Source organism: Sporosarcina sp. SAFN-015 (assembly GCF_059415085.1).
The window spans coordinates 161008-179465 of record NZ_JBPFDR010000001.1 but is presented as its reverse complement, the minus strand read 5'-3'; the positions used below and the strand labels follow the sequence as shown (position 1 = coordinate 179465).

Genomic DNA, 18458 nt, shown 5'->3' with positions numbered 1-18458 from the left:
ATGATGTGGTTCTTATGTTTGAGTTACAATAATATTTAACATTTCTATTGCTTTCAAATAGCGAAGGGAGAAAAAATGAAAAATAATCGTGTTTATATTTGTTTTACTTACTACCATGTACTAGTCACTCTAGTCAAAGAAATTTCTAATATCGGTGAGGCGGATATTGTGATTTGTGATACCATTCCCGGATATATGAAGTTATTTCATTCCCTTAAAGGAACGCGGAGTTTTAAAAATGTGTACACATTTAGTGAGAAAAAATATAGAAAAAGTAATGTAGAGAAAAGAAGATTTAGTAAAATAGAGTTAGTATTTACAAATTATAAATATAAAAAAATGATTAAACCTAATTTTGAATTAAAAAAGAATACCTATAAAGAAGTTAATATATATAATGATTGGACATACTTAGGCTATTATCTAAGAGCAAATAGAATATATTATAATTTATTAGAAGATGCAATGGATTCTTACAAGGTTTTAAAAAATTATATAGAAATTGATTATAAAAAATCTTTAAGAAATAGAATATTTGGTTTTGTATATGAAACTTTATATTTTCACGGTAAATCTAAATACTCTAAAATTGTAGAAGTTAATAATGAAAAAGATCTCGAAATACCTAGAGAAAAGATTAGGGTAAAAGATAAAAAAGAAATGTTTAGCAAATTGACAGAGGAACAAAAAAAACAAATATATATGATTTTTACAATGGACGATGATGAAGAGTCATCATTGCATGGAGACAGTGTTCTCATTCTGAGTCAACCCTTGTTTGAGGATGGAATTGTCCAAACTAAAGAGATTCAAAGAAAAGTTTATCAAGATATAATTGACGCCTACTGCGATGATCTAAATATTTTTATAAAACCGCATCCCAGAGATAATTTTAATTATCGAGATAATTTCATTAACGTTCGTGTAATGAATAAAGATTTACCTTCGGAAATTTTAAACTTCAATCCAAATATTAAATATAAAAAAGCAATTACTGTTACTTCTACGTCATTAAATAGTATTGATTTTGTGGATGATAAGGTTTATTTTGGATTTGAATGGCTTAGAAAATATCAATAGAAATAATTCATATTCATAGAAGTTTACCTGTTAAGAATATGTGGATCTATGCTATGTCAATATCCTGGACATAAAAATGATTAGTTCTTGTCAGAAGCTACATCTATATATGGAGAATCGTTCTGTAGCGAAACTACCAATAACTAATTGATCGTGGTGGCTTAGCATTCTTGTTACAGAGGTTGTCACGCGCTTCTATTTTGGTAGCCGTAAAGCAGGACCATATTTCTTTGTGGTTGTGGATTGATCTCTTCTGCTTTCATGATGCGCTGAACATGTATTTAGCTAACAGAAAAACCATACTTTTTGAGAATGTGATGAATTTTAGGTAAGCTCTAGCACCTTTACTCTCCTCATGAATGTGTTTTTATCCTCTCTAAAATAACTTCGTATATACGAAGCTATTACTTTTATGGAAGGATTGATAATAAGTAATTCTGTACACTTCGAGTTCTTCACATAAAACTTGAACAGGATAGTATTCCTTCTCCTGTTTAATATGGACGATAATCTTTTGGCAGATCAATTTTTAGTGAATATAATTATAGGCTATTTTAAGATGTCTACCTCCTGATGAAAGCGAATATCCCTTTGAATTTCGGATGTTTCAGCCGGTTAAAATCAGCCTCTAATTTCAATGGGAAAGTGATCCATATTCCAAATTTTTGTTTCATACTGGCCACACAATTCTCTATTTATTAGAATGAGACTTAACTAACTTGGTCCTTTCATTTACTAGTCCACTGAGTTATCTTTAGAATGCATTTACCTATTGAATGAGATGAAATATTTAATGTCGAGCAATGCTGGTAAAATAAAATAAAAGAAAGAGAAAGAGGATGTTTTATGAAAACTGTAGCTTTTGTACCTATAAAGCTTAATAATGAGCGTTTACCTAACAAGAATATTAAACCTTTCGAAAATGGGGAGCCTCTATTAAATTATATCTTAAAAACTTTAGTGAATATAACAGATATCGACGAGGTTTATGTTTATTGTAGTAATGAAAAGGTATGTGACTTTTTACCACCGGGGGTTAATTTCCTTAAAAGAAGTGAAAATCTTGACAGATCAGAAACAAAAATAAATGAAGTTATCAGTTCATTTATTAATGATGTGGATGCGGATATATATATATTATCACATGTCACAGCTCCCTTCGTAAAAGAAGAAAGTATAAAAATTGGAATACAAAAAGTCTTAAATGAGGGTTATGATTCAGCCTTTGCAGTTCAGAAGATACAAGAATTTTTGTGGAAAGATAATAAACCCTTAAATTATAATCCTAGTAGTATTGCTAGAACACAAGACTTAGAACCATACTATTCCGAAACATGTGGATTTTATGTTTTTGAAAAAGAAATTTTTGAAAATCACAACAGAAGAATAGGGTTTAACCCTTATTTAGTAGAGGTTAGCAAAATTGAAAGTATAGATATTGATGTTAAAGAAGACTTTGATATAGCAAACGCTATTCACAACTTTTTCTTAAGAAGATAAATTATGGAGGGTTTACATAATGGCGAAAATTAAAATTCTTGATTGTACTCTTCGTGACGGAGGATATATTAACGATTGGAATTTCGGTGAAAAAACAATAAAAAAGATTATTTCGAAATTATCACAGTCAAATATTGATATTATTGAATGTGGTTTCATAACTAGCGTGGAATTCGATCAGAATAAATCGTTATTCGACAGTATAGAAAGAATACGTAATTATATTGAACCAAAAAATGAAGATATTTCTTATGTTGGAATGATAGCACAACCTTACCCACCAATCGAATCAATTTCAATTTGTGATGGTAATTCAATTGATGGTATACGTGTTACTTTCCATGAAGATGAAATAGAAGAAGCACTAATTTACGGTAAACATTTAATGCAAAAAGGGTATAAAGTGTATATTCAACCAGTAGGGACAACCAGTTACTCTGATTCAGCCCTATTGGAATTAATACACAAAGTGAATGATTTGAAGCCATATGCTTTCTATTTAGTAGATACACTTGGTATTATGTATAAGAATGATCTGTTAAGAATGTTTCATCTTCTTGATAATAATCTGGAGGAATCAATATCTATAGGTTTTCATTCTCATAATAATTTACAATTATCTTTTTCTAATGCACAAGAACTTTTAATGTTGCTTACAAAGAGAAATATAATAATAGACTCTTCTGTTTTTGGTATGGGTAGAGGAGCAGGTAATTTATGTACAGAGTTAATAACTCACTACGTAAATAAAAATATAGAGGAAAAATATAATACAATTCCGTTATTGGAAATTTACGATGAACACCTAAGCAAAATATCAACTGATATACAATGGGGCTATTCCATGCCATATTATATTGCAGCGGTGAATAATTGTCATCCTAATTATGCATCACATTTGTTAAATAAGCAGACGATTTCAATAAAGTTAATAAACACTATTCTAAAACAACTTCCAGATGAGAAAAGGGATTTGTTCGACAAAAATTATATTGAAGATTTGTATATTAGTAATCAAATTCATTTTGTAAACGATTCACATAGTCTGGAAACTATTAAGAACTTAGTTGACAAAAAGAAAATACTTATCCTTGCACCCGGAAGGTCTATTGAAACGCACATGGATAAAATAAATAATTTTATAAAGGAACACAATCCTTTTGTTATCAGTGTTAATTTTATTCCTGATTCTTATAAATGTGATGCTCTATTCATTAGCAACTTAAAACGATTTGAAAATATGTCTGACACGATTAATGAAAGGTCTAGTAAGACTACAATTATTACAACTTCAAATATCATTACTTCTGATAAATATTCATCATTAGTAGTGAATTATTCTGATTTACTTGTTGATAACTCAGCAATATCAGACAACGCAGGTTTAATGTTAATAAACCTATTGCAAAATATCTCCATTAATAGTATAAATCTAGCTGGGTTTGATGGTTTCAGTCTGGATAAATCATCCAATTATTATTCTGCAGAAATAGTTAATAACGCAGAATCAGAAAATCTTGTAAAGAAAAACGAAGCTATTACCAATTATTTAATTAATATTAACAAAAATATGGAAGTTTGTTTTTTGACAGATTCAGTATATACAAATATTTAAAAGGTCCAAATAAGGAATATTTTTGAGGTGAAGTTTATGACAGAAAATGAAGTCCGTATTTTTTTAAACGGAGTTTGTGATTTAATTACGACCAACCTAAATCAAATTGAAAAAACTAGATATGACATTACATTCAAATCAGATGATACACCTGTTACTAAGTCAGATATTTTTATTGAAGAATTAGTACATAATTATGTACGAAAAAAAATACCTAATGTAGTATTTATTGGAGAAGAATCATTTAATAATGAAACTGTATTAACTGATGGGTATGTAGTTTTATTGGATCCGATTGACGGTACGGAGAATTTTTGTTCCGGCATGAAGGAGTGGGGAGTATCCTTTGGGTTATGGAAAGGAGATTCTTTTCTAGGAAGTTTCTTATTATTGCCTGAGTTGGGAGTTAAACTTTTGTCCGGTGATAAGGTGGAACCAATTCAGTCTCGTATAACTGGCTTATCATCATCAATTTCTGATTCAGTTAGAAATATTATGAATGAGCCTGGTGAATATCGAATTATGGGGTGTGCAGTATATAATCTTTATAATGTTATTCGTGGTTCTTACTGTAGATTTATTAATCCTGAAGGTGCATATGCTTGGGATCTTTTGCCGGGAATTATGCTTGCTTTAGAACAGGGGTGTCGTGTTATTCTTGATGGTGAAGCGTATAATGGTGAATTTCTTGATCCCAAAAACAAATATATAGTTGATATACAGCGTTAATGTTATACCATTTAGTTTTGTTTCAAATGAAATAAAACGGAACAAATTTTAATGATTATCTTAGTAACTGGCGGTGCTGGGTACATAGGTTCACATACGTGTGTTACATTGCTTGCACTGGACATACGGTGATTGTAACTGATAATCCTTGCAATAGTAAGGCAAATCAATTGATAATATACACTTCCCTCTAAAAAAATTTCAAATCAACGGTTTAATCGGTAAATTTTGCTATCCACTGTGTAACCGAATTGTCGGTAAATAGAATATTCAATTAGGTCAGGTGCGCTACGCAGTCACCGCTGGAACCTGGTCATCATTGATGACATTATGTATATGGCCATGGATCAGCGAGAAGCCACTCTCTTCTTTCAATTGATCCATCAACTCAATGAGCAGAGCTCTTTGATCTTGATGTCCAATCGAAGCCCTGACGAGTGGACGGAAGTTGTTGGTAACCAAGGAATGATGACTGCAATTTTAGACCGCTTATTACTTGGTGTTGAGGCCATTCACATGAACAATGAAAGCCATCGATTATAATATCAACAAAGTATCTTTAAAGATTAAAAAGTGATCCAGAGTTAATAAGCAAAAAGTGTCCAATGGGGATTGACGATTACAGTTGTCAGTTGACATAGAACCCCGGCGAGCATTGCATCTTAGTTGTTATACTGCACGGAGATAACGGTAGTGAAGCTATAAACAATATATTGATGAAACACACTAACCAACCATCTGCGTACATCAGTCCATAATTATTACATTTGCAATTCCATCAAATGAATACTTTTTTGGGGAATTAATAATATCCATGTACGCTGCTTTTAATTATAAGAGGCAGAGAGGTCAAAGTGGGTACTGGACGGCGAAATGGTGTTATAGGATGTCTAATTGTCCAATTCCCTTCAAATCTTACATAACTTTCCCAATTTGTAATCGTGATGATCCGCATCCCATTCATGAATTCTTCTGTTAAAAACACTAGCAAGGCAAACTTTTTTATAATTAACCGGAGTTTTGCGACCAGCATATGTGTCCCTAACACTTGGACAAGTGAGTGAAAAGAAATCACCATTTGTCCAGGCCGTATCGTATACAATTTACCATCGTACTCCTACTGGTTTTCTTCGGTATTTGCCAACAGTAGCAATTTCACCAAGATTTCTCTCTCCTCAACTGTTGCCTCTGGCCAAATCTTCTCTTGTTGTAGTGCTGAAATTAATTCTACCCATTCCTTAATCATTGTTATTCCCCTTTCTATTATGAACAGTCCCTTCACTCTTTATATAGAGTGAAGTTTTGAAAAGGGATACTTTCGGGGAAAGGAAAAATGATCAATGCAAACTGACTGATTGGAAAGTATTGTAATTGGGGCTGACGTTAGTGGTATAATAGTAATTAATAAAACTGGAGGTAAATAAATCTGGGGAGTTGCTATGAAGATATTCCGTACCAATGGTAAGGGGAACAACCAAATTGGCGGTGGAATTGCCAAGGAAGGCGTACATATCGCTAGTTCGATTGTGTTCATGCAATTTAATACGGTATGATATTTGCATGCATGCATTAATATCCAGCAATGAACGTATAGCGTATCTCAGGCTTTATGAGTATTCGAATATCAGATCACTAATGTTAAACGTTGACTTTAAATAAATGTGCTTTTCAATACTCAACACATAGTGAGTCTGATTTAATGTTTTAAACTTGTTGGAGGTTAATAATGAAAGCACATACACTAAAATGTACTAATTGTAATGCTGCTCTCGAAATCGAAGACGGTATTGATACTTTTTTTTGTAAATATTGCGGTCATAAAATGATCTTAGAAGAATTAAGTGAAGCATCTATTAACGCAAAAGTTCAAATAAAAAAATGGAATATAAAGAGCGAATGAGAGATAAACAGTACGAACAGGAGCGTTATAAAATTAATAACAAGGAAAAATATAAAAGTAATGAGAACATGAGAAAACTAATAAGTAGTGTTATTGCTATGTTAGTAGTTATTGTGTTATGTGTGCTGGTATTTGGGTCTGCATATGTTAGATCCATAAAGGAAGAAGAAAAACTCGAGGCTAAGATTGATGAAATAATGATAGATATTGATAATCGGAATTACGATGAAGCGTATATCAAAGCAAATTCATTGCACTATACTTCAGATTGGTCGAATGAAATTGAGGACAAATGGGATAATACCAGGAAAGCATTATTAGAAAAAATTGAACAGGCAGAGAAATAAAGTTTTGAAAATCACGTTCATGGCAATTTCTTAAATCGGTTAAATAATAAATGAAGCTTCTGAACCAGCATTGATAGGATTATAGCAGATCAATAGAGCCATTTATAAAGAAGGCAATAACGTCAAATATATTATTTAGGAGAATTTCTGTTAGAGGTTTTTTCGGGGACTTGAACAAAATGAGCCCTCTTGGTATGATGCGGGTTGTCAAATCTGCACGAATTAACCCCTAATTTAAATACCAAGGAGGACTCATCATGAATTTTACGCAAAACGCTAAAATTAATCAAGTCCTGATAAAACACTGGTAATAGGAATGGACATCGCCAAGCGCACGCATTACGCCTGCATGGTCGATGAACGGGGCCTGATCCTTAAGAAGTCGTTCCCTGTCCATCAATCAAGATAAGGATTTAAATACTTCCACAAGTGCATTCTCACCGCCAAGAAACAATTCGGTAAAACCAATGTCATCATCGGCATCGAGCCAACCGGCCACTACTGACTCAACTTGGCCTACTTTTTAGACGATCCTACATATACGCTTCATTAAATATGATAGTGTGCCTTTTTGTGAAGCCTTTTGACAATTGCTCTCCTAACTCATCGGACGTAATAAACAGGGCGTTATAGCCTTTGGCTAACACTTCAAATCCAAACCCGATGGAGAGATGTGTCTTTCCCAACCCCGGTGGGCCTAGTATGTTGCGGTTATCTCCATTTGAAATAAAGCGGCAGGTACATATCTCTCTGACGCGTTGCTCACTAACAATAGAACTTATTACCTGTATTTGATAAAAATAAAATGATGTTTACAAGCCCCCATCTATTTTAAGGCGGGGGCTATTTTACGTTTTTGGAAAATGTCGTGTTGTTTTAGGGTTAAATAAAGGAGCGTGCATTGATCGAAAGATTGTAAGTCAATATTCAATAATTGCTGTAGCTGCTGGAGTCTGTAAATAAGGGTGTTCCGGTGAACGTAGAGCTTCTTTGAAGCTTGGCTCATATTCAATTGTTCTTCACAATAAACAATGAAGCTCTCGATGAGGGCTGGACCGTTTGGATGAATATTTAGCTTTTCAATGTGTTTTTCAAGTACTTGTCCTAGAGGGAGTTTTATTTCTTGGACAAGAGCAAGGGATAATAATTCCCAGTTATCAATGGAAACAATAGGCTTTTTCCAATTATTACGTTTTGCGATGGTTAAGGTTTTTATTAAATGTTCACAGGACTGACTAAGCCCCTCAAGTGTTGAATAGCAATCACTATAAAGCATTACAACTTCACCTTTTAACTTTCTGCTTTTTAAAAAAACTTGCAAAGATTCATAGGCAAATTCTAATTTCTTATTTATTCCGTTTGTGTCATTACTGGTAACATGCTTCAGAATAATCCACTGATCCGTATTCACCGGAGCAACAATATCCTTCTCATTATCAACGAAAAGAGTTGTTAAATAAATAAATAGATCACGTTCCGTTTTGTTAAATGTCCGCTCCTGTTTAGTACAAAGCAACCAATTAAACGATAATGGAATCTCCAATAAGATGCAGCGCCTTGATAGATCTAGCGGAAATCCAAGCGTTTTTGAGAAATTTAAAATTTCTTGGGAATTTTCTTCTTTATTGTAGCTTAATAGCCGATGAATAAAATCTCTCATTGTTTCCATTTGCATGGCTACTGTATTAGAGCGAAAGCTTTCCATAAGAAGCATTTCAATGTGCGCCTGCACGAACTGTACATATCGCTCAATTAACAAAGGATCCCCTATGAGGCCGAGCATCCCTACTGTTTGTTGTTGGAAATGCAATGGTATAGCAATTCCAGGCAATACATCATTAAACAGGGCAACTCGTTCTTTTGAGAAAAACATTGTTTTGCCCGACTTTGTTACTTGCACACCTACATCGTGGCGAGAACCGAGGCGCTTGATATCTGTACTACCAATAATAATTCCAGACTTATCCGTTAAGATGATTGGAATATTCAAGATTGAAGAGACCTGCTCGACAACTGATTGAGCAATTTGCTCAAAATACTGCATATTATCCCTCCCTATAGTATTTTTTCTCGTTAATAAATACGTTCAGAATATTTCTACTAGATATAATATACTGTGTTCTCATCCTAATTGGAATGCCAATTTTTTTATTTTGAGGTAAAAAGTTATAAATATTTTTCCTGACTGAATAATTTTCACAAAAAGAACTGTCGTTAATCAATTATGCAACCTGCCTAGTGTATTAGTAACTGACTAACACACCATAGATTATCAGATATTATGAATCCTATTCATTGCAATTCACTATAATTAACAAATAATTTTGTGCATAATGAACATTCAGTTATTTTGTTGTTAAAAGTATACTATGTGAAAGATCAGATTGATTGATCGAGTGTTTCTATTGATAGATAAAGCTAGGGGGGCATCGAGGCTTATGCCGAAGGATAACAAATTATAATTATTTTTATTTTTTACTTTTTGCCTTAAGAATTTTCCCTTAAACAAGATGTTTCCTGTGTTCGAGTCAATGATAAGTATTCAGAGGAGGAAAGTTATGATTAAATACACGTTAAAAAGATTTTTAATAGGGATGCTAACGGTGTTCTTTTTAATCACTTTAGTCTTCTTTTTAATGAAAATACTGCCGGGTGGACCGTTTGATTCTGAACGTGTAACAGACGATAAGGTTATTCGAATTCTCGAAGAAAAATATAATCTTGACAAACCTATAGGGGTTCAGTATGTCCTTTATCTAAAAAATGTTGCCGTCGGAGATTTGGGTGAGTCCTTCAAAAAGATTGGAACAACGGTAACCAGTATCATTGTGAAATTGTCTCCAATTACAATGAAACTCGGGGTTGTCTCATTCTTTTTATCAATAATATTGGGGGTTGGTCTTGGAATCATTTCAGCCTTGACGAAAAAAAAGTGGCTGCAAAGCTTAATAATTGCTATTTCTACAGCTGGAATATCTATTCCCGGTTTCCTATTAGCTTTGTTTTTCATTTACTTTTTTGCTCTTCAATTAAATTTACTACCAATTATAGGGTTGAGCACATGGAAACATTATATTATGCCATCACTGGCTTTAAGTTTTTTTCCGATAGCCTATATATCACGTCTGATTCGCTCATCCTTAAGTGAGGTTATGCTCCAAGACTTTGTCATAATGGCGCGGTCAAAAGGAGTTACGCGGAATACCGTGATCGTTAAACATGCGATGAAGAACGCGATTATTCCAACTGTAACTTATATGGGACCAATGATAGCGTACCTCATGACAGGAAGCTTTATTGTAGAAACAATCTTTGCAATCCCGGGAATTGGAAGGGAGTTTGTCTACTCGATAAGTGGAAGGGATTATCCAGTAATCCTTGGTTTAACAATATTTATTGGTACATTTATTGTCCTTATGAATTTCATCGTAGATATAATTATTGCATTTATTGATCCTCGAATAAAACTTGAGTAGTGATAAGGAGGGTGTTCAATGGTTGTTACAAAGGGAGTCAAGGCTAATGAGGAATTAGAGCTTACTAAAGATCTCTTCGGGAAACTACCAGATAAGGAAAAGAACTCAGAGTTTATAGCAGTAGAAAGTAAGTCCTATTTGGCGGATGCGTGGACCAGGTTTAGGCAAAACAAAGTGGCTACAATTAGCTTGACTGTGTTAGCTATAATAATCCTGCTCGCGATTTTCGGACCGATATTATCGCCGTACACATATGATGGACAGGACCTTGAGAACACCAATTCACCGCCATCTTCTGAACATATATTTGGGACTGATAAATTTGGTCGCGATATATTTGTGCGAGTGATGTACGGAGCCAGAATCAGCCTTACAGTTGGGTTTGTTTCAGCTTTTATAAATCTGGTTGTAGGTATAGTATACGGTGGAATATCAGGGTATACGGGTGGAAGAACTGACATGATAATGATGAGAATAATTGACATTTTATATGCAATTCCATCAATTTTATATGTTATTTTAATCATGTTACTCTTTGGTCCAAATATTATATCAGTATTAGTTGGAATTTGTCTATCCTCATGGGTAGGTATGGCAAGAATTGTAAGGGGGCAGGTCCTCTCCCTAAAACAGCAAGAATTTGCAATGGCGGCGCAAGTTATCGGAGCGAGCAAAATCCGTATTTTACTAAAACACCTCATTTTAAACAGTATGGGACCAATCTTAGTAACGATGACATTTATCATTCCAGATGCAATATTTACTGAGGCATATTTAAGCTTTTTAGGTGTCGGTATAGCTGCACCTATGGCTAGCTGGGGGACACTCGCACAAGATGCCCGTAATGTTCTTGACAGTTACCCAATTCAAATGTTCTGGCCAGTAGCTGCTATTTGTATAACGATGTTTGCTTTAAACTTTATCGGTGATACATTGAACGATGCCTTGGACCCAAAGAAAAAGTGAGGAATAGCAACCACTGAGTGCTAAATACAAAGTTAATAGGGGAGAAAAGTATGCCAATCCTGGAAGTTGAAAATCTCAGTACGGAATTTAATATTCAGAATGGTGTCGTCAAGGCTGTACGTGGCATAAGTTTTCATGTTGATAAGGGGGAAACCATAGGAATAGTTGGCGAATCCGGTTCTGGAAAAAGCGTATCAATGTTATCGATAATGGGCTTATTAGCAGATAGCGGAAGGGTTGTAGATGGGAAAATAAGATTTGATGGGAAAAATATATCAAGTTCTAATTGTAATACAAAGAAAAAAAGGAAAGATTATGAGAAAAAGATGCAATCGATACGTTGCAATGAGATTAGTATGATCTTTCAGGACCCGATGACTTACTTAAACCCCCTTCTTCGCATAGACACACAAATAGTGGAGCCTATTAAATTGCATTTAAAACTTTCCCATAAAGATGCAATTCAAAAAGCGGTTAGTCTTTTGGAACTTGTTGGCATTCCGAGTCCCGAAGAACGCTTAAAACAATATCCCCATGAACTGTCCGGGGGAATGCGTCAACGAATCATTATTGCAATTGCTTTAAGTTGCAACCCCAAACTAATTATTGCAGATGAACCAACCACTGCATTGGATGTAACAATCCAAGCACAAGTATTAGATTTAATCAAAGACTTAAAAGCGAAACTCAATACATCAGTCATTATGATTACTCACGATCTTGGCGTTGTGGCGTCGATGTGCACAAGAATAATGATCATGTATGGAGGACAAATTGTTGAACAAGGAACGGATAGAGAGATCTTCTATTCCCCCAAACATCCCTATACAAAAGGTTTATTAAATAGTATCAATAACCCGACAGATACTAAGAAGAAAAAATTAATTCCCATTCCGGGATCACCACCGGATCTACTTAAACCGCCTATAGGATGTCCATTTGTCGATCGCTGTACAGAGGCAATGTATATATGTAAGAGTCACCCGCCACGGGTAGAAGCATTTTCGGATACACATCAGATTGCTTGTTGGTTACACCATCCAATGAGTAATAAAGGCGGTGAATCCCTTGTCTGAAAATATTTTAGAAGTTAGAAATCTAAAGAAGTACTTTGATATTACAAAGGGAATATTCTCTCCTAAAAGGGAAGTAAAAGCTGTCGATAATGTAACATTACATTTGAAAGAAAAAGAAACTCTAGGGCTTGTAGGAGAGTCAGGGTGTGGGAAAAGCACCTTGGGCAGAACTATCATAAGAATTTATGAGCCTACCGAGGGACAGATTTTATATAAAGGTGAAGATATATTGAAAATGAAAAGAGAGAGATTTCTACAGTATCGAAAGAGAATGCAGATGGTTTTCCAGGATCCATATGCCTCTTTAAACCCTAGATTAACTATAGGAGAAATAATTAGGGAGCCCATGGACATTTTTAAACTTTACAACAAAAAGGAGCGTGAAGAAAAAGTACAAGAGCTAATTAACGTTGTTGGTTTAAAACCTGATCACATTCGAAGGTTTCCTCATGAATTTTCTGGTGGACAGCGTCAAAGAATTGGAATTGCTCGGGCGTTGGCCCTTGAACCTGAATTGATAATATGCGATGAGCCTATTTCTGCACTTGACGTATCCATCCAGGCACAAATCATAAACTTACTTGAAAAACTTAGGGAGGAAAGGGGACTATCCTATTTATTTATAGCACATGACTTAAATATGGTTAACTACATTAGCCATAAGATTAGTGTGATGTATCTTGGAAATATTGTTGAATCAGGCAGTAGTGACGATATTTACAATACACCTATGCATCCTTACACTCAAGCGCTATTATCGGCGGTTCTGATACCAGATCCTGATATTTGTAAGACTAGAAATCGGATACATCTACAAGGAGAAATCCCTTCGGCAATGAACAAGCATACAGGATGCCCTTTTAGTTCACGTTGTCCATATGTAATGGGAAAATGCCTGAACATAAATCCATCTTTAATTGAAGTGGATGGGCGACAAATCGCTTGTCATCTTTTTGAGAATTAAACCCTTAAAAGTATGACCAACTATTGCAGCTGTTAAAGAGATTTTGAATTCATATAAGCTGTTAACCGTTTAAGTATTAAAAAAATGGAGGATTCAGTTTAACCTTTGACCTTTGATATATCTTCTCTTTTGGAGTTGTCGTTCCAATGTAATCAGGTAACATAAGGCGGCAAAAATAATAAAAATAAGGGGAATTATACAATGAGAAAAGTTTGGTATTTCATGACTATTATCGCAGCCCTTTCTATTATTCTTACGTTGATAGGATGTTCAGATACATCAGAAAAAGTTGAAGATGGGAATGAAGTGGGAAGTAAAGACACTGGAACAGCTACAGGGAAAAAAGAACAGGTTCTTAAGGTGGGATTAGCAGGGGACCAAGGGGGGTTCGACCCTGCAACAGGGACCACAGATACACCACAGCAGGTTATTGGTAACGTTTATAAAGGTTTATTCAGTATAGCGGAAGATGGAACGATGAAGAATGAAATAGCGGAAAGTTATGATGTAAGTCCAGATGGAATGGTGTACACTTTCAAGCTTCGTAGTGATGCAAAGTGGAGCGATGGTGTGCCGGTAACAGCTGAGGACTTCGTATATGGATGGACACGCAATTTGGTTCCCGAATTAAAAGCTAGTTATGCAGATTTGATGGACAGTATAAAGAACTTTTCCAGCGTTATGGCCGGTGAAATGGACCATTCTGAATTTGGGGTTAAAGCGCTAAATGATACGACGTTTGAGGTGACATTAAGCCGTATCCAGCCCTATTTTGTTCAATTGACAACGTTCAGTCCGTTCTACCCAGTACGTGAGGATAAAGTTCCGATGGATTCGTCAGCATGGTCAGCAGAGAATGTTAGCGACATTGTAACAAATGGACCCTTCAAGTTTCAAGAATACAATGTGAATGACAAAGTAGTTCTTGTTCCAAACAAAGAATATTATAATTCCTCAGAAGTAGTACTTGATCGCCTTGAATTTTATTTTATCCCAGATCCGCAAGTAAGCGCTGCTGCATTCAAGAATGGTGAAATAGATATGGCGTTCTCTGTACCTCAGGATGTAAATGATACACATAAAGAAAAAAATGAAGTTAAAAGATTTCCATACCTTTCTAATATGATCATTAATTTTAATGTTAATCATGAAGCGTTTTCTGATAAGAAAGTTCGAGAAGCTTTTAATATTGGGATAAACCGTAAACAGCTTACGGATATTATTGGCGGAACTACCCAGCCCCTTTACGCACTGGTTCCTGCGGGATTAACAAATCCTTCAACCGGTAAGGATTTTAGGGAAGAGGGCGGGGATTTAATTATCGAAGATATAGAAAAGGCAAAAAATCTTTTAGCTGAGGCAGGATATCCAAATGGTGAAGGATTTCCTGTAACTACTTATCTTTATAATAATGATAACCAGATGCATATCGATATTGCACAAGGTTTACAAGGAATGCTTAAAAAGAACTTGAATGTTGATATCGAGTTAAAAGGAATGGAATTTGCGACATTTAGAATAGATCGTAATTCTGGAAACCATGATTTTGTTCGCCATGGAACCTCAGCGGATTATGCTGATCCTACTACATGGTTAAAACTGTATATGTCATCTACACAATATATCCAGGACCTTTCTGGCTATAGCACCCCTGAGTATGATGAACTGGTGGAGGAATCAGAATTAACACTTGACCCGGCAAAGAGGTTCAAAATATTGCATGAAGCTGAAGAAATTATTGTAAACGAATTTGTTTGGTTACCAATACTAACCAATGACAAGTTGCTGTTAGCTAAAGATTATGTGAAGAATTTCTATGCAACTTCCAGTGGGGCAATCGTTATTTCTGAAGCAAACGTTACTGATAAATAATTTATAGGAGAATAAACAGATGAAAAATCTTACATGGATAGGTACTGGGGTGATGGGAAGCCCCATGGTTGGGCATTTGATAGACAATGGATATTCCGTTAGAGTATTCAATAATACATTCTCAAAAGCTAAAAGATTAGAGGATGAGAAAGGTGCGATTGCTTGCAAATCAATCGCGGAGGCTGTTAATGATTCTGATTACATTTTTACAATGGTCGGATATCCAAGAGATGTGGAAAAGATATATCTGGGTGATGGAGGAATATTTGAATCAGCAAAAAAGGGAGCAGTGGTCATCGACATGACCACTTCTTCTCCGGAATTGGCAAACAGACTTTATAAAACAGGTAAAGAAATAGGAATAAGAGTATTGGACGCGCCAGTTTCTGGTGGTGATTTAGGAGCGAAAAATGCTTCTTTGTCTATCATGGTTGGTGGAGATTTTGAAGACTATATAGAAATTAGATCATTATTTGAGCATTTAGGGAAAAATATTAACTATCTAGGTTCAGCGGGGAATGGCCAACACGCAAAGGCTGCAAATCAAATTGCTGTGGCGGGTGCAACTGCATCAATGATAGAAGCTATATTTTACGCGGAATCAGTGGGTCTTGATCCTGAAAAAATGTTTACTGCAATCGGTTCAGGGGCGGCAGGAAGTTGGCAAATAAGCAATATGGCTCCACGGGTACTAAAAGGAGATCTAGCCCCGGGATTCTTTATAAAACATTTTCTGAAAGATATGTCTATAGTTAAAAAGGAAATCGAATCCCGTGGTTATTCTCTTGAGATGCTGAATGCTGTTTACAATTTGTACAAAGAGATGGTGAATATGGGACTCGAAAATGACGGAACCCAGGCGTTGATAAAGTACTACAGAGGTTAATGCTTATTTAGATTCCAAGGGAGAGAGATACTAGATGAAAAAAAGTTTTCGTGAAATCGCTAATTATGTATCTGGCGACCGAATATTTATGAATTTGAAAGAGATATCAAACTTTCATAGAATCCAAGCTTCTACTGGATATAGGATGGCTGCAAACTTTTGTAAAAACAAATTGGTCGCAGAAGGATTTAAAACCACCCTTCGAACTTTTAAAGCTGACGGTAGTACTTGGTACTTAACCTCAAAATCGTTTAAGGAATGGGATTGTAAGAAGGCGTATTGCGATTTAATTTCACCTGAATTTAAAAGGATAGCTGATTTCGATGCTGACAATATATCCATAATCCAGAGAAGTTATCCATGCGATTATCGCAAGAAACCCCTGGAGATTGTATATCTTGATAAAGGAAATTGTAAAGACAATTACAGGGATATAGAGCTTAATGGAAAGATCATATTCGTAAGAGATCACTTTCAATCTTATGTCGATTGGGCAATAAAAGAGCAGGGTGCACTAGGAATTATTACTGACTATATCCCAGAATTGAAAGATGTAAGAACGAGATATGACTTATTAGATATTCGGGCCTATACCTCATTCTGGTGGAAGCATACAGATGATGAACCCAAAACCTTTGGATTTGTTCTTACCCCAAGACAGGGCGATGAATTGGCTAAAGTCTGTATAACAATGAAAGCAGAAGGACGTTATCCAAAGATGAATTGCTATATAGAGTCAAGTTTATATGAAGGGGAAATAGAAGCGGTTGAAACAGTGATGCCCGGTACAATAGATGAAGAAATATTAATAATTTCACACCTCTGCCATCCACGTACATGTGCCAATGATAATTCAAGCGGTGTTTCATCTTCAATGGAAGCCTTAAAGTCAATAAAAGATTTAATTGAGAAGGGTAGACTTCTACCACTTAAAAGAACGATTAGAATGGTGTTTATACCTGAATTCACTGGAACGTATGCGTATTTAAATAGTTTGGGAGATAACATCTCAAAGATAAAAGCAGGCATAAATATGGATATGGTTGGGGGACGTCAGGATAAAGGCCATGGTCCTTTGACGATAAGCGGTCTTCCTCATTCAACTCCTTCATTTGTTGCCGACCTTGCTGCATTAGCGCTCGATGAAGTAAAAAAGGATGTAATATCCCACAATAAGGATAATTATGTAAGTATGTTCAACAGTGTTGTTAGTGAGTTTCAAGCAGGCAGTGATCATATCATTCTATCGGATCCAACTATAAATATTCCCACAATTATGCTAGGACAATGGCCGGATAAGTACTACCATACGAGTGGAGACACAATTGATGAAGTAGATCCCTTCATACTTCAAAAGTCAGCTAGTATTGCCGCTAGTTATCTGTATTCTCTTGCAAATTTAAAGGTAGCAGATGTTCCTATTATATTAAATAAATCCAGAGAAAGACTTGTAACGATTCTAACCAAACTAATTGATAGTGCATTTGATGAAAAGATTAACAACAATCAGTTGCAATACAAAATTAACTGCATTGAAAAGTCATATATATTGTATTGTGATGATTATAAACGGTTCTTCCAATTCGATGAAACTGAGAGTGTAGACCGTATAGTTGAAAATGAAAAGATTGTTATTAAAGAGTTAATAAATTCCCTATTTACTGCATATTTGAATAGCATCGGAAAAGTCGATCTTAACTATGAACCGCCCCTAGGAAAGCCCGAATACGATTATATACCGGTAAGGAAATACAAGGCACCAATTTTACATCATGACGATTATGCTCTAAATGATGTTGAACTAATGGAGGCTTTTAAAGATTATTCACGGATGCAAAAGCCTAAGGTGTTAAGCCCCCACTTAATGGAAACTATTACCCAGTACTATATAAATGGAGAACTGACTGTAAATGAGATTGCACAACAGGTAACTACAGAAATCAGGGATGGAGATGTGGAATATGTACATGAATATGTTCAACTTTTAGTGAAATACGGGCTAGTAGAGATTAAGTAATGCAACGCGGAAATTGGATTTTCAAGCTTG

17 protein-coding genes and 2 pseudogenes are annotated in these 18458 nt (G+C 35.1%); 16 read left to right on the top strand and 3 right to left on the bottom strand.

What is annotated here, in order from left to right; genetic code table 11:
- The first annotated feature begins 75 nt into the window (after positions 1-75).
- The 6 genes and pseudogenes from ACR65H_RS00810 (at position 76) to ACR65H_RS00785 (ending at position 5467) form a co-directional block, all read left to right on the top strand.
- Positions 76-1080, top strand: coding sequence for a polysialyltransferase family glycosyltransferase (locus ACR65H_RS00810; protein WP_440498155.1), 1005 nt, complete (start codon positions 76-78; stop codon positions 1078-1080).
- A gap of 846 nt (positions 1081-1926) precedes the next feature.
- Positions 1927-2580, top strand: coding sequence for an acylneuraminate cytidylyltransferase family protein (locus ACR65H_RS00805; protein ID WP_440498154.1), 654 nt, complete (start codon positions 1927-1929; stop codon positions 2578-2580).
- A 19-nt stretch (positions 2581-2599) separates the two neighbouring features.
- A complete protein-coding gene (locus ACR65H_RS00800) occupies positions 2600-4195 on the top strand; it encodes an aldolase catalytic domain-containing protein (RefSeq protein WP_440498153.1) in 1596 nt (531 codons plus the stop codon).
- Between the two features lie 36 nt (positions 4196-4231).
- Positions 4232-4924, top strand: a complete 693-nt coding sequence (locus ACR65H_RS00795; RefSeq protein ID WP_440498152.1) for an inositol monophosphatase family protein — start codon at positions 4232-4234, stop codon at positions 4922-4924.
- A 51-nt stretch (positions 4925-4975) separates the two neighbouring features.
- A pseudogene (locus tag ACR65H_RS00790) lies at positions 4976-5097 on the top strand (NAD-dependent epimerase/dehydratase family protein); the annotation flags it as partial.
- A gap of 88 nt (positions 5098-5185) precedes the next feature.
- On the top strand, positions 5186-5467 hold the full coding sequence (locus ACR65H_RS00785; RefSeq protein WP_440498578.1) for an ATP-binding protein: 282 nt from the start codon (positions 5186-5188) through the stop codon (positions 5465-5467).
- Between the two features lie 574 nt (positions 5468-6041).
- Here ACR65H_RS00785 and ACR65H_RS00780 read toward each other — a convergent pair.
- On the bottom strand, positions 6042-6170 hold the full coding sequence (locus ACR65H_RS00780) for a hypothetical protein (protein WP_440498151.1): 129 nt from the start codon (positions 6168-6170) through the stop codon (positions 6042-6044).
- A gap of 480 nt (positions 6171-6650) precedes the next feature.
- Between ACR65H_RS00780 and ACR65H_RS00775 the strand changes: the two genes are divergently transcribed.
- The 3 genes and pseudogenes from ACR65H_RS00775 to ACR65H_RS00765 all read left to right on the top strand — a co-directional run.
- On the top strand, positions 6651-6824 hold the full coding sequence (locus ACR65H_RS00775; RefSeq protein ID WP_440498150.1) for a TFIIB-type zinc ribbon-containing protein: 174 nt from the start codon (positions 6651-6653) through the stop codon (positions 6822-6824).
- On the top strand, positions 6821-7171 hold the full coding sequence (locus ACR65H_RS00770; RefSeq protein WP_440498149.1) for a hypothetical protein: 351 nt from the start codon (positions 6821-6823) through the stop codon (positions 7169-7171). The genes ACR65H_RS00775 and ACR65H_RS00770 overlap by 4 nt, the downstream gene beginning before the upstream one ends.
- A gap of 257 nt (positions 7172-7428) precedes the next feature.
- Positions 7429-7673 (top strand): annotated as a pseudogene (locus ACR65H_RS00765) (IS110 family transposase); the annotation flags it as partial.
- A 31-nt stretch (positions 7674-7704) separates the two neighbouring features.
- Here the strand turns inward: ACR65H_RS00765 and ACR65H_RS00760 are convergent.
- Positions 7705-7944, bottom strand: coding sequence for an ATP-binding protein (locus ACR65H_RS00760; protein ID WP_440498577.1), 240 nt, complete (start codon positions 7942-7944; stop codon positions 7705-7707).
- Between the two features lie 53 nt (positions 7945-7997).
- A complete protein-coding gene (locus tag ACR65H_RS00755; RefSeq protein ID WP_440498148.1) occupies positions 7998-9215 on the bottom strand; it encodes a sugar diacid recognition domain-containing protein in 1218 nt (405 codons plus the stop codon).
- A 514-nt stretch (positions 9216-9729) separates the two neighbouring features.
- On the opposite strand from ACR65H_RS00755, the gene ACR65H_RS00750 reads away from it, so the two are divergent.
- From ACR65H_RS00750 to ACR65H_RS00720, 7 genes are all read left to right on the top strand, one after another.
- A complete protein-coding gene (locus ACR65H_RS00750; protein ID WP_440498147.1) occupies positions 9730-10647 on the top strand; it encodes an ABC transporter permease in 918 nt (305 codons plus the stop codon).
- A gap of 18 nt (positions 10648-10665) precedes the next feature.
- Positions 10666-11613, top strand: coding sequence for an ABC transporter permease (locus ACR65H_RS00745; protein WP_440498146.1), 948 nt, complete (start codon positions 10666-10668; stop codon positions 11611-11613).
- 50 nt (positions 11614-11663) lie between these two features.
- A complete protein-coding gene (locus tag ACR65H_RS00740) occupies positions 11664-12689 on the top strand; it encodes an ABC transporter ATP-binding protein (RefSeq protein ID WP_440498145.1) in 1026 nt (341 codons plus the stop codon).
- On the top strand, positions 12682-13653 hold the full coding sequence (locus ACR65H_RS00735) for an ABC transporter ATP-binding protein (RefSeq protein WP_440498144.1): 972 nt from the start codon (positions 12682-12684) through the stop codon (positions 13651-13653). The genes ACR65H_RS00740 and ACR65H_RS00735 overlap by 8 nt, the downstream gene beginning before the upstream one ends.
- Before the next feature lie 201 nt (positions 13654-13854).
- On the top strand, positions 13855-15525 hold the full coding sequence (locus ACR65H_RS00730; protein ID WP_440498143.1) for a peptide ABC transporter substrate-binding protein: 1671 nt from the start codon (positions 13855-13857) through the stop codon (positions 15523-15525).
- 19 nt (positions 15526-15544) lie between these two features.
- A complete protein-coding gene (locus tag ACR65H_RS00725; protein WP_440498142.1) occupies positions 15545-16411 on the top strand; it encodes an NAD(P)-dependent oxidoreductase in 867 nt (288 codons plus the stop codon).
- Positions 16412-16445: 34 nt separating this feature from the next.
- Positions 16446-18428, top strand: a complete 1983-nt coding sequence (locus tag ACR65H_RS00720; RefSeq protein ID WP_440498141.1) for a DUF4910 domain-containing protein — start codon at positions 16446-16448, stop codon at positions 18426-18428.
- Positions 18429-18458 lie beyond the last annotated feature (30 nt).